10 protein-coding genes and 1 rRNA gene are annotated in these 13,850 nt (G+C 39.0%); 7 read left to right on the forward strand and 4 right to left on the reverse strand.

Annotated features, from left to right (window positions below; translation table 11 throughout):
* Positions 1-419 precede the first annotated feature (419 nt).
* Positions 420-1,082, reverse strand: coding sequence for a ribosome biogenesis GTP-binding protein YihA/YsxC (gene yihA, locus L2737_RS18925; RefSeq protein WP_102527036.1), 663 nt, complete (start codon positions 1,080-1,082; stop codon positions 420-422).
* Between the two features lie 167 nt (positions 1,083-1,249).
* Between yihA and L2737_RS18930 the strand changes: the two genes are divergently transcribed.
* The 5 genes from L2737_RS18930 to hemN all read left to right on the forward strand — a co-directional run bounded on the left by L2737_RS18930 (position 1,250) and on the right by hemN (position 6,117).
* On the forward strand, positions 1,250-1,870 hold the full coding sequence (locus L2737_RS18930) for a c-type cytochrome (protein ID WP_229370520.1): 621 nt from the start codon (positions 1,250-1,252) through the stop codon (positions 1,868-1,870).
* Between the two features lie 811 nt (positions 1,871-2,681).
* Complete coding sequence (locus tag L2737_RS18935) at positions 2,682-3,344, forward strand: methyltransferase domain-containing protein (protein ID WP_248956763.1); 663 nt, start codon at positions 2,682-2,684, stop codon at positions 3,342-3,344.
* Between the two features lie 56 nt (positions 3,345-3,400).
* Complete coding sequence (gene yihI / locus L2737_RS18940) at positions 3,401-3,955, forward strand: Der GTPase-activating protein YihI (RefSeq protein WP_248956764.1); 555 nt, start codon at positions 3,401-3,403, stop codon at positions 3,953-3,955.
* A 77-nt stretch (positions 3,956-4,032) separates the two neighbouring features.
* Positions 4,033-4,494, forward strand: a complete 462-nt coding sequence (locus L2737_RS18945; RefSeq protein ID WP_248956765.1) for a DUF2489 domain-containing protein — start codon at positions 4,033-4,035, stop codon at positions 4,492-4,494.
* A 246-nt stretch (positions 4,495-4,740) separates the two neighbouring features.
* Entirely contained in the window at positions 4,741-6,117 is a 1,377-nt protein-coding gene (gene hemN, locus L2737_RS18950) for an oxygen-independent coproporphyrinogen III oxidase (protein ID WP_102527041.1), read from the forward strand.
* Between the two features lie 96 nt (positions 6,118-6,213).
* On the opposite strand, the gene add is transcribed toward hemN, so the two are convergent.
* Positions 6,214-7,209, reverse strand: coding sequence for an adenosine deaminase (gene add, locus L2737_RS18955; protein WP_248956766.1), 996 nt, complete (start codon positions 7,207-7,209; stop codon positions 6,214-6,216).
* Positions 7,210-7,446: 237 nt separating this feature from the next.
* Here add and L2737_RS18960 point away from each other — a divergent pair, with 237 nt between their 5' ends.
* Positions 7,447-9,282, forward strand: coding sequence for a DUF885 domain-containing protein (locus L2737_RS18960; protein WP_248956767.1), 1,836 nt, complete (start codon positions 7,447-7,449; stop codon positions 9,280-9,282).
* Positions 9,283-9,407: 125 nt separating this feature from the next.
* Positions 9,408-10,391: an alpha/beta fold hydrolase gene (locus L2737_RS18965; protein WP_283108411.1), complete on the forward strand. Its 984-nt coding sequence runs from the start codon at positions 9,408-9,410 to the stop codon at positions 10,389-10,391.
* 28 nt (positions 10,392-10,419) lie between these two features.
* Here L2737_RS18965 and L2737_RS18970 read toward each other — a convergent pair whose 3' ends face one another.
* Both L2737_RS18970 and rrf read right to left on the reverse strand, forming a co-directional pair.
* Positions 10,420-12,921 carry a bifunctional diguanylate cyclase/phosphodiesterase gene (locus tag L2737_RS18970; RefSeq protein ID WP_248956769.1) on the reverse strand — a complete coding sequence of 834 codons (2,502 nt, stop codon included), beginning with the start codon at positions 12,919-12,921 and terminating at the stop codon, positions 10,420-10,422.
* Between the two features lie 827 nt (positions 12,922-13,748).
* A 5S ribosomal RNA gene (gene rrf, locus L2737_RS18975) occupies positions 13,749-13,850 on the reverse strand; the annotation flags it as partial.

Consider the following 13,850-nt stretch of genomic DNA (forward strand, 5'->3'; position numbering starts at 1 on the left):
ATTATTCTCTGCGTAGGGTACAGAGGTTAAGATGTTCCATCTTTCAGACCTTTTATTTCACTAGAAATAGTGACAAGCCGAATTATGGCGCTTCAGCATCTTAATATGCTGGAGCTTTTTTTTGCCTAAAACTTAATTTAGAGTAAATACTTTAAAAAAGATTAAAAAACGATTATCATATTGTTATTGAGCGTCATCGATGAGTAGGTGACACTTGAGTCTTGTTGAATTTAGCTTCTCCCCAAAAGAGCTAATTTTTTATAACCGGTGACAATATGTCGTCGGTTTTTTTTTGTTTAGACGCAGCACTCTCCCACTAAAACCTCTAATGCACAAAGCTTGAGCATAAAAAAACCGCTAAGTTTATTTATATAAACTCAACGGTTTTTGTTAATAAAAGACTGCAGGCCTATCGTTTCTTATTCCGAATCTTGTTCAGCTTGCTTCTCTGCTTCAGTTAGCCAACTTGGGTTGCACCACTCGTTAAGAATGCCCAACACTTTTGGTTTACCGGTTCCTTTTAAGGATGAAAACGGCTCTACTTTGACCCAGTCACCAAACTCAGCCAACTCTTTACGCACAGCGTTAACCGTTTTCATTTTAACGTTTTGTGCGAGCTTATCTGATTTAGTCAGCAAGGCTAATACTGGTATTTCACTTAACACTGCCCATTCAATCATTTGCAGATCTAAATCTTTTAGGGGATGACGAATATCCATTAACACAACTACACCGCTTAAACAGGTGCGTTCTTGCAAATATTCACCAAGGGCTTTTTGCCATTTGTTCTTTAATGCCAATGGCACTTTTGCAAAACCATAACCTGGTAAATCGACGAGTCGACGGTTTTCATCTAATTCAAATACATTGATAAGTTGAGTACGACCAGGGGTTTTACTGGTTCTTGCCAAGCCTTTTTGCTCGGTCAAAGCGTTGAGAGCACTAGACTTACCCGCATTGGATCGCCCAGCAAACGCAATTTCTACACCGGTATCACCAGGAAGATACTGATCAAGATGCGCAATGTCTGGCGCACTAATTAAAAACTTGGTTTTTCGAAAATCTATACGCGTTTCTGACACGATTTGCTCCAATAAATTTGGGGTAATACCTTAATTATGTAAGATTTGCTTACTTTTCCACATTTTCGTGTAAAATATTAGCCTGATCACAGTTTGTAGATTTTACCACGCTTGCGGGTCTTCCTAGTAAGCTCAGGACAATAAATTAAACAAGAAGTTGGAACGCCATGAAAAAGTTAGCTCTTGCGCTGTCTGTATTTGCCGCTATATCAACGCCTGCAATCGCTGAAGGTGATGTGGAAGCGGGTAAAACTAAATCAGTTATGTGTTCTGCCTGTCACGGTGTTGACGGTAACAGCATTGCCCCTATTTGGCCTAAATTGGCCGGACAGCACGCATCTTATCTAGAAAAACAATTACATGATTTCCAAGCGGCAGCTAAAAGCGGCGGCAAAGAAGGTCGTAATGATCCTACCATGACTGGTATGTCAATAGCGTTATCTGAACAAGATATTAAAGATGTTTCTGCATATTATGCAAGTCAAACACAAACAGTTGCTGATGTAGCCAATGTGCCAGCTGAAGGTGAAGCCCTTTATAAAGGCGGCGACATGGCTCGCGGTATCACTTCATGTATGGCATGTCATGGACCAGATGGCAAAGGCGGCGAACTTGCCGGCTTCCCAGCTATTGGTGGTCAGCATGCTGATTACATCAAAATTCAGTTAACTAAGTTCCGTGATACAAATCGTAACAACGACCTGAATGGCATGATGCAAGATGTTTCTAAAAAGTTATCTGACAGTGATATTGAAGTATTATCTCAATATATTTCAAGTCTTAAGTAATTTTTTCTTCATATTTAAATGAAGCTAAAAGGGTGATTATTCACCCTTTTTTACAACCCCAAGTTGACGTTTACGTAAACTTAATAACATTCATGCTTGACAGAGATCACGTATTTAGGGTTAAATAGCCCCGTACCGAGATGAACCCAGCTGTAAGAACAAAAATATTAATTCCATCTTACAGATTTCGGATACGTTTACATTTAAGATATAAGAATAAAATTAATAAATAACAATAATATAAATAAGACCACTCGCTAATAATAATAAGAGTCGTGATTTCAGCTTGAAATCCAGGTCATATAGAATTTGTAAGGAACAGACCAATTGGTCGACTCGCTTAAATAGCACTCCCTTACGCAACAGAGATAAAACCCCATAAGGACACTACTTTAAGGATTAAAGTAGCGGCATAGGAAGCTAATTGCTTAGGATGCACTTGCGGAGGCTTGTTATCACTGGAAGGTACTTTTAAACATGGATTGTTTACTAATGTCATTGAAGACAACTAGGAAATTGATGAGTCATTGAAGACCATCTACGGAAGCTGTGGTCAGGACGGCAACAGGATTAAGAAAAAGGGTCATTGATGACCGATAACAATAAAAAATGCACGGAAAGCTCTAAAAATAAGATGGATATTGACCGGGATAGTCACATAGCAAGTATGGATACTTGGAATAAAAATTTGGTGTGATAAACACTATTTTGCAAGGTGGCAGTTTACTGCCACCTTTTTTTATTTCTTCTTTTCAAAAAATCTGTTATTGATTGATAATCTTCGCCTTTGTTTGGATCATATCTGACTTCAATGATTAAATGCCCGTTGTGCAGTCATACTGCTGAGTTTTTTATCCAAGATAAAAAAAGAGCCTTCTACAGCTGTCCTCAATGCCAACTGGTTTTCGCAAACCCTCAATCACATTTAATGCCAGCAGCACAGTTACAGCGCTATGGCCGTGCGAATAAAGCCGCTAAGCAAAAACAACTGGTCCAGTTTATCCAACCTTTACTTGGTCAAATTAGTGCACAGCAAGAAGGTCCATTAACAGGACTTAATTTTGGCAGAGTCTTAGACCAAGCAAGTCTTGATATAATCGAACTCGCTGGCCATCGTCTTAACCAATACGATCCTTTTATCAAATCCGATCAACAAATCTTTAATCAGCAATATGACTTCATTTGTTGCTATCGGGTACTGGAACATTTTCAGCAACCACTCAAAGAGTGGTCATTGATCACTAATTTATTAAAAAATGGCGGCTGGTTAGCAATCAGCACTGCATTACTCACTGACTTAGCTCATTTTTCTAAGTGGCACTTTAAAAACAATCCCACTCACGTAAGCTTTTACCAGCAACAAACTTTTGAGTATTTAGCACAAAACAGCGAATTTAAGCTATTATTTGCAGCAAAAGAGCTCGTATTGATGCAAAAAACATCAAAGTCTGATATAAAGCGCATCCTGATTTAGTGCAAGGTGGATGATTATCTATCTAGCCAACTTTTTACAACCACATGAGATCACTGATGGCTCGTAGTAAAAAATCGCGCAAGGGCGGCGAAAACGGCCCTACACAAGCACCAAGAGTCAAAAAGGCTGATCGTAAAGTCACTGGCAGCAGAAAGAAAGATAACGGTCATAAGTCTGGCAGTCGTCACAACGAGGCCTTGATTGAGCAACAATCACCGCATGTAACGACCAGTAAAAGTAATGACCCTCGTCATGGCAGCAAGAAACCTGTGCCATTGATGGTTAAAGCAGTAGAGACAACTGCGCCAGTTGCTAAAGTTAAGCAGCCTAAACTGACTGATGAGCAGAAATTATTGAAACTTGAGGATGACCCAAGATTCAATAATTTATTAGACTTATTAGAAGAAGGTAAAGACCTTTCTGCTGATGACCAAAAATGGTTAGATAGCCAGCTTGCTAAAATGGAAGCATTAATGGAAAAACTTGGCATCTCTGATGCTGAAGAACTTCCGGCTCAAACAGCAAGTACTAGCAAAAAACCTGCTTCTGATGATGATTTATACGAGCGCTTCGAAAGTGGTGCTGATGTATTAAAAGACTACCAGTCTTAAATCATTAATAAATGGCATACTCATTGGGTATGCCATTTTTCTATCTGTTATTTATCTACCTAGATTAAGGATTAATTGTGTCTAGCCTTGTTATTGCCCTCGCCATCATCGTTATTGTGCTGTTAGCGTCTTATGCTGGTTATTTGCTATTAAAGGTCAAGAAACAACAGCAAGACGCTGTTGAAGCTAAGCAGCAACGCTTAGATGAAGCAAAAGCGAAAAAGCAGCAAATATTAGATGACATAAAATACATCGCTGCAGCAATGCTAGAGGAGCGATGTGAACCTTCTGAAGGAGTCATGCGCATTGCTAAGCTATTTGAAGCTTTATCAATGTCTGAACAGATGGCAGTAGAGTTCCCACATATCTTTGAGCATTATGACTGCATTAAAGCGCATCCAATAAAAGAAGCCCGCAAGTCACTCGAGAAACAACAACGAATGAAGTTAGATTTAGCGCGTATGAAATCAGAAGCTAAGCTAGAACAAGGGTTAACTGAGGATGCACAGAAAATTACCCAGTTCCATTTCATTCACTAAGACACAGTAATCAGCATTTAAGGTGGTCTTGATTATTATCAACACGTTAATAACCAGGCCATTTGCTGCCCTAACCTTTCTTTCTAAGCTGTGAGCCATCCCACAATTTCACAAAACTTCACAGATTTCAGACTAAATACCGTCTTTCTAGCAACATCAAATTTCAAATTTACAACGTAGTTCAAGGTTTTTTGTCTAAGATCGCTGCATACTTCGTCTATTGCTAATTTACTCGGAGAACGTGCCTTGAAGCAGCCCACACAAATAAGTTGGGATCAGTCAATGATCGAAAAATATAACTACAGTGGTCCACGCTATACGTCGTACCCTACGGCGCTAGAGTTTGACGATAGTTTCACTGAGCAAAACCTACTCTCTGCAATTGAAACCAGTAAAAGCGACAAGCTGTCTTTATATATTCACATTCCTTTCTGCGCCAAGCTTTGTTATTACTGTGGATGTAATAAAGTCATTACTCGTCATGCTCATAAAGCTGATCAGTACATCGAATACCTTGCGAGCGAAATTGTAAAACGTGCTCCTCTATTCAAAAACTACACAGTGACTCAAATGCATTGGGGTGGCGGTACACCGACATTCTTAAACCCAGAACAAATTCTCACCTTATCTTCATTAATCAAAAATCACTTTAACTTTGCTGATGAAGGTGAATTCTCGATTGAGGTTGATCCGCGTGAAATCGAGCTAACCATGCTTGATACCTTAAAAGAAGCTGGTTTTAACCGTATTTCGATTGGTGTTCAGGACTTTAATAAGAAAGTACAAGTTGCTGTAAACCGTGAGCAAGATGAACAATTCATTTTTGACTTAATGGCAAAAGCAAAAGACATGGGCTTTGTATCGACCAATGCCGATTTAATTTACGGTTTACCACATCAAACGCCAGAAACGTTTGCTGAAACCATTAAACGTGTCATTGAGCTTTCTCCAGACCGCTTATCAATCTTTAATTACGCGCATTTACCATCGCGTTTTGCCGCTCAGCGTAAAATTAAAGATGAAGATATGGCTTCGCCACAGCAAAAGCTTGATATGTTGCATCAAACAATTGAGTCGCTTACTGGTGCAGGTTACCAATTCATTGGTATGGACCATTTTGCAAAGCCAGATGATGAGCTATCAAAGTTACAAAATGCGGGTAAATTACACCGTAACTTCCAGGGTTATACCACCCAAGAAGAGTGTGACTTACTAGGTTTAGGTGTCTCTTCAATCAGCCAAATTGGCGATTGCTACGCACAAAACCAAAAAGACATCCGTCCTTACTATGAGTCAATTGATGAAGCAGGTCATGCCTTATGGAAAGGTTGTAGCTTAAATCGTGATGATGAAATTCGTCGTGTGGTGATTAAGCAAATGATTTGTCATTTCGATTTAGATCTGACTAAGATTGAGCAACAATTTGATATTAACTTTGAAGAATACTTTGCAGAAGATTTAAAACTTCTACAAACTTTCATCGATGACAAACTTGTTGATATTACTGATCGCAAACTAACGATTAGCCCTACTGGTCGTTTGTTAATTCGTAATATTTGTATGTGCTTTGACGTGTATTACCGTCAAAAGGCACGTCAACAACAGTTCTCTCGTGTGATTTAATAATTGTGGAATATTAAATTCACGATAATAAAAAACCGCTGAATTTCAGCGGTTTTTTGTTTTATTCATTGCTTAAAAATGGTGTTATTTGACCATTTATAATTTTGAAGCGTATAAAGTTTTGCGCTCACTATCAGACAAAAATGCCATCTCAACACCATTGCGCTGCACTTGGCTAATCTGATCATTTGACAGGTGAAGTTCAGATTTAGCGATACGATACTCATGTTGAATATCAATGTTGCTCACACCAGGATCATCAGTATTTAAACCAATTAATACACCAGCATCTAGAAACTGATTAAATGGATGTGAAGCGTAATCAGCAACTGTAGAGGTATGTAAGTTACTGGTTGGGCATGACTCGATTCCAATAGAGTGCTTAACGAGATATTCCATCATTTTAGGATCATGTATCGCATTCACACCGTGACCAATACGTGTAGCGCCTAATTCCTGAATAGCTTGCCACATACTCTCACTTCCAGCGGCTTCACCAGCATGAGCGGTAATTTGTAAGCCAGCATCACGTACTCGCTTAAAGTGATCATTAAACAAGTCGCCAGGGAAACCTAGTTCGTCACCCGCTAAATCCATGCCCACCAAAGCATCTCGGTGTGCTAAAAGCCCTTCAAGCTCTAATCGACATTTCTCTTGCCCAAATGAACGAGACATAATCCCGATAAGGTTAACCTTAACAGCATGTTCTTTCATGCCAGCTTTAACCCCATCAATAACGGCTTCTACGACGCCTTCAATCGGTAAGTTATGGTTCATTGCCATGTAATACGGGCTAAAACGTAACTCAGCATAATCTAAACCTGAAATAGCCGCATCTGCTACGTTTTCATAGGCAACACGCTTAACTGCATCCAAGTCTGCCAATACTGCGACCATCCAATCTAGCTTTTTTAAAAAAGCGACTAAGCTGTTTTCCTTGCCCTGAATTTGCACAAAAGGTGCAAGTGCTTCTAACGAGTCTGCTGGCAGCTTAATTCCATGCTGATGTCCGAGTTCCCAAATGGTTTTGACTCTAACATTGCCATCTAAATGACGGTGTAAATCAACTAATGGAATGGATGTATTGATCATTATTAACCCCTATTAATTTTCTGAGCTAAATGTGTTTTTTGTTTTATGAACATCTAGCACTGCGAAGTTTAACATGCCCCAACAAAAAGGTGACGTTTTTATCGCCTAAACTGCATAATCAGTAACAATTATTTCCGCTGATTCCGCTAGCGTGGTTTATGCGGAATTGGTATGTTGTTAGCTAGTCATTTAACTTGTAATTTATTCTTGTAAATTATTGTCGATAAAGGAATTCACATGCGTAAGCTCATTTTGCCTGCGATTATCATGCTCGCTATTACTGGCTGTAAAATGACCACAGGGTCAAAAGCTCAATATTATCTTGGCGACACTAAAAAAGCAGAAACTACCGTCGATAAACCGCAAGAAGTAAAAGCGGCAACTGTTGAGGATATGAGTCTAAAGACAATTATAGATAATGCATGGCAAGTTAACGTAGATTATTCACCTCAATTGGCCTACTCATTAGGCGATGAGTCAAAAGCAGCGCTGCTTGCGGATTTATCTCCTGAAATCTTAGCTGAAAAAAACTTACGTCAAAAAGCATTATTGTCGTCTTTAAAACAGTTGGACAAAGACAAACTATCTAAAACAGATAAAATTAACGCTCAGCTTTTGCAATATCAATTGCAAAACAGTGTCGATATGTACACTTACAAAGATCATTACTTACCTATAACGGCTGAAAGTGGTTTTCATGCCTATGTCGCCTCAATGGCAAATGCTCGACTGAATACAGCAGAGGATTATCAGAACTACTTAGATAAAATGACCGCATTGCCGAAATACTTTGCTCAACAGACATTTTGGTTAAAACAAGGGCTGAGTAGTGGTATCACTCCTGCAAAAGTGACACTAAATGGATTTGAAGACAGTATCAGTGCTTATATTGTCAGTGTTGAAGACAGTGGCTATTACAAACCTTTTGCCGACTTTCCAGACCACTTCACTGAAGCTCAAAAAGTCGACTTTGAAACCAAAGGTAAGCAAGTTATTTCACATCAAGTGCTACCCCTTTATCAACAGTTTTATGACTTTATGACCGAAGAGTATATCCCTAACGCGCGCACTTCTATTGCCGCAAAAGATATGCCTAATGGTGACGCCTTCTACCAAAACAGAGTGGAATACTACACCACGCTTAATATGACTGCGGATGAGGTTCATCAACTTGGTTTAAAAGAGGTCGCTAGAATTCGAGCAGAAATGGAGCAAGTGATAACTGATGTAGAATTTAAAGGAACCTTCCCTGAATTTTTACATTTCTTACGCACAGATCCTAAGTTTTACCCTAAAACTGCAGAAGAGCTGCTTAAGGAAGCGGCTTATATCGCTAAAAAAGCAGACGCTATTTTGCCTCAATATTTTGCTACGCTTCCGAGAACACCTTACGGGATCAAACCCGTTCCTGCTGAAATAGCCCCGAAATACACCACCGGACGTTATTCTGGTTCAAATCGAGATGATGAAGCAGGCTTTTACTGGGTAAATACTTATGCACTAGATAAACGCCCACTTTATGAAATGGAAGCACTCACCTTACATGAAGCTGTACCTGGCCATCATTTACAAATTTCTCTCAATAAAGAGTTAACCGACCTACCCAACTTTAGACGCTATAGCTATATTTCAGCTTTCGGCGAAGGATGGGGGTTATATTCAGAGTATTTAGGGTTAGAAGCGGGCTTCTACCAAGATCCTTACAGTAATTTCGGCCGATTAACTTACGAAATGTGGCGTGCTGCTAGATTGGTTGTCGATACAGGCATGCATACTCAGGGCTGGAGTCGAGATAAAGCCATTGAGTTCATGGCCAGCAATACTGCATTATCAATGCACAATGTCACCACTGAAATCGATCGCTATATTTCATGGCCTGGACAGGCACTATCATACAAGATTGGTGAGCTAACGATTAAGCGATTACGCACTAAAGCAGAATCAGAACTTGGTGAAGATTTTGATATTCGCCTATTTCACGATGCTTTATTAGAAAATGGCTCTGTCACGATGGATATTCTCGAACAAAAAGTAGATGAGTTTATTCAAGAACAAAAATCTGCTCAATCATAAACTAATCGTTTAAAAATGTTGGCTGAATGTGTTTTCAGCCAACATTTTCAATTCAAATATCTTTGTATTACGCTTTCGCTAAAACTGCACAAATTAGTTTGCTACACTGCTCTCATCTTCGATATATGATTTCAATTTGGTCGTTACTAATAAAGGTGAGTATTGTGCTTTTTTCGTCAGAACATCAACTAAACAATAATGAGCAACAGCAATTCTGGCAAACCGTCACTCAATCAACATTAACCAAAGACAGTATCTCCTTAGCATACGCTTACATTCAACACCCTGATAACGATAAAGCCATTGTCATCAGTAGCGGACGTGTAGAAAGTTATCTTAAATATAAAGAGTTAATGTTTGATCTCTATCAGCAGGGATACAGCCTTTACATTTTAGACCATCGGGGCCAAGGGTTATCATCAAGAACAACAATCAACCCTAATCAAGGGCATATTGATAAGTTTCAAACCTACATTAATGACCTAAATGACTTTATTGAACAGATAGTCAAACCCAACGACCATAACGATTTATATCTTGTTGGGCACTCAATGGGCGGAACCATTGGCACTCTCTATATGGAGCAATATCCAGCGACATTTAATGCTGCGGTATTTTCAGCCCCAATGTACGGTATAAAGCTGCCATTTAACAAAGCTTTCATTCGCTCACTCGCCGCTTTGTTGGATACCTCTAGTGACAAGCAGCCAAATAAACAACCGAATTATGTTTTAGGCGGCACCGATTATCAGCCGGTAGTGTTTGAAAAAAATCATCTTACCAATAGCCCTAATCGATATCAGATGATCTTAGATGTGTTTCAACAAGATCCTGAAATACAACTGGGTTCACCAACCAATCGTTGGCTAATAGAAGCGATGGATGCTGCGGACAGAGCAATAAAAGCAGCAGCACTTAGCATTAAGCCTATTCTGGTTTTACAGGCTATGGACGATGCTATTGTAGATAATGCGGCGCAAAATAGAGCTGAGAATAAGTACTGTCAAATTCGCAGAATCAACAATTGTCAGCATGAAGTGTTTATTGAAGCAGATGATGCTCGCAATCAAGCTTTACGAGCATTAGTGACTTTCCTTGATCAGTATTGATACAGAGTCACTCCTTAATGGCTAATCTTTAATTGAAAGGCACCTTCCACACCACACTTAATGTTAATTCAGACTCAAGTAGGTGCTTTATATCTTGTTGTGATAACGGACGGCTAATCACATAGCCTTGAAATAGATTACTCTTCAGCTGACTTAAGGCCGTCAGTTGTTGACGATCTTCTATTTGCTTAACGACGACGGGGTAATTAAGTTGGTTCGTGAGATTTATCAGCGAAGTAAAAATATTTCTAGACTCTTCAGACACTGCAATATCAACAATGTAGTTTGCGGCAAATTTAACTTGAGAAAAGTGTATCCCGTGCAAACGATGTAATGGACACAAACCCGAACCAAAATCATCTAGTGCAATGCGAATGCCTACACGTTGTAAGGTTAAAATTTTATTCTTAGCGGTTTCTGCGTTTATAGAAAAGATATCTTCAGACAATTCCAATTGGATTAATTTAGGCTCGATACCATGCTGCTTTATCCTTTCCTGGATCACTTGAACAAACATGTCCTGATGGAAGTGTCTTGAGGAGATATTAATAGAAAAACATGGACATGTAATTGCAGTCCTTTGCAAGCTTTGAATAAACAGACATACTTCATCAAGCATCCACAGTTCTAATTCAAAAATTGAATTAGACAACTCAGCGACGGGGATAAACTGCTTCGGACTAATAAAGCCAAACTCAGGATGGTACCAACGCATCAAGACTTCAACACTTTCTGTATTACCTTCGATATCAACAACAGGTTGATATACCAAAGACACCTGCTTCTGTTTAATTGCTTTCTTTAACTCTTGTTGTAACTTTTGTGGCTCATGATGGCTGCCATCAAGTTGCAAGCTATGCAATACACAGGTATTGGTTTGGCTTTCAATCGCTTTACCAAGGGCTTTATCAGCTCTAGATAATAGCTGAGTAGGCTCTAAGGACTCTTTACCATCAAATACCACCATACCGACTTTGGTGAACACTGATACTGTTTGACCAGATAAGGTAAAATTTCTACCAACAACTTGACGAACTTCGCTTGCTAACGATAACGCCCGTTTATTGGCATGCTCTAAATTGCTGCCTAAGTTTTTTGCTGCAATAACAAATTCATCATCGCCTAAACGGCTCAGTAAGCAACTGCCTGAAAAAGCCCCTGCTAATCTAGCTGAAATTTGCATTAGTAATCTGTCACCAAGCTGCTCGCCTACAGCTTCGTTGACTAATTTAATATTACTCATATTAATAAGTAACATGGTGCAATATTCATCTGACTTACGTGCATATGCCTGTAAATCAAACAGTTCATTAGCAAGTGCCTCTCGATCGATAATATCCGATACACCCACATGGCTTTGTCTTTCTACTGTAATCTTCTGGTTTTTAAGTTCTAAGGTAACATCAGTAATTGAACCAATCATTCTTATTGGCTTACCTTGCTCCCCCCATTGAATGACTTGTCCTCTATCGAGCACCCAAATAAACTCGCCAGCCTTATTCATCAATTGATGAACGCTTTCATAATGTGTCGTTTTTCCTGACAAGCAATTCTCTATCGCTCTAAGCACGGTATTCTTTTCGTCAGGGTGTAAACGTGTTTCCCATGAGTCGTAACAATTGGTTATTTCTTCGGGTTTATAGCCTAATATTTCTTTCCAGAGATCAGACATAAACACATCATTAGTTTCAGTATTCCAGTCCCATATGCCGGTATTATTGGCACCAACCGAATATAACCAACGCTGCTCTGAATTAGAAACTTTAAGATTGTTATCAAGCAGGTGCTTTTCAACTTTAAGTAGTGACTCACCTAAGTTATAGACCTCTTCGACTAAGCAATTAATTCTGGTTTTATCTGATTTAGATTGAAGAACGTTATTAGCGCGTTTTGTAAGTAGTTTAATAGGGCGAACTAACAACCAATATAAAGCCCAGCAAAATAAGATCACTAATAATCCACCAATCCCCCAAATATAAATAAACCTTTTTTGAAGTTGATCTGATGCGTCTGCAATTAACGAAGAAATATCATATTCAAGGTAAATAACATCAACTGCGCTGGAGTAGCTGTATTTTGCATCAGTATTAACAGGGTAATAAGCTTGAATAGAGAGGCGATTATAGTTGATATTAAAATAGGCGGTTTCAGCAGCAACAACTTGTTGATGCCGCTCATCAGAGTATCCTTCAATAACGTTTTTGGCATCACTCTCTCGCCAAATCACATGATTAGCAAACTTAATCCGACTTGATGCATCCAATATGACATAAACCATCATATTGCTATCTGTGGAGATTAGAGAAACCTCTTGTTCTATCCTAGAAATATCTTGTATCGCTAATGCAGACTCAACCACATGGATCATTCGAAACAAGTCCTTTTGGATTTGTTTCGACTCATTGTTAGCAAGCTCTGCACGTAACTCTTCTTTTTCATAATAAAACTCGCCACTGACTAATAATAAGTACAATGAGCATAAGAAAAATGGCACTAAAAAAGATAGTGAAAAAGAAGGTCGTTTTGGCAAAATCACACCACTAATTATTAATAAGAATATGTCGCTTTGGTAACATACTAAAGACGACTTGAATCAACAACCATAAAAACCTTTTCTGGTTAACTTAGTTCATTTGTCTGATAAATAAAGACTAATATCTCTCTGTTACTCCACGCATCTAGAATGGTTTAAACAGGACAAATATCCCAAATACTAAATAGTTTACCTTGTTTAAAACTGACAAAAATAAATTCATAGCAATAGAGAATGACCTCTAATAATTCTTTAACCCCAAGTTACAACTAATATAGAGTCAATTATTCCAATAAAGGTTATCTACTCTCAATAAAGAAAGGTCAGGCGCTTGGTTTGTTAGTGTTATTAAACCACATGAGCATTTATCCACACTATCGATTCGCCTAACCTACTAACAAGTAGACTCAAACTCTAGACACAAACTCCTGACACAAAAAGATCACGACCTAAGCACCGGGCTCACTGCTCACTGTAAATAGAAATTAAGCGCTTAATAATGACTTACTTTTATTATCCTTGTATGGAGACATGGGTATACCGACCACATTCCTTACTCCTAATAACTGGCACCTCTAATTCTAGACATAAAAAAGCCCGCAACGTGAGTAACGGGCTGTCTGCTCTCAATTAAGAGGCACTAATTTTAAAGATATGGTGCGCTTGGCGATGACCTATATTTACTATCCTTGTAAGGGTACATGGGCATATCGACCACACTATCTGTTTCCATAAGCCGCTAGATAGTTCACTCAAATTCCAGACACAAAAAAGCCCGCTACGTGAGTAACGGGCTATCTGCTCTCAATTAAGAGAAATTAGGCGCTTGGCAATGACCTACTTTCACATGGGGAGACCCCACACTATCATCGGCGCGATTGCGTTTCACTACTGAGTTCGGGATGGGATCAGGTGGTACCACAATG

It is taken from the genome of Shewanella electrodiphila (assembly GCF_023283985.1).
In the GTDB taxonomy this organism is placed as follows: domain Bacteria; phylum Pseudomonadota; class Gammaproteobacteria; order Enterobacterales; family Shewanellaceae; genus Shewanella; species Shewanella electrodiphila.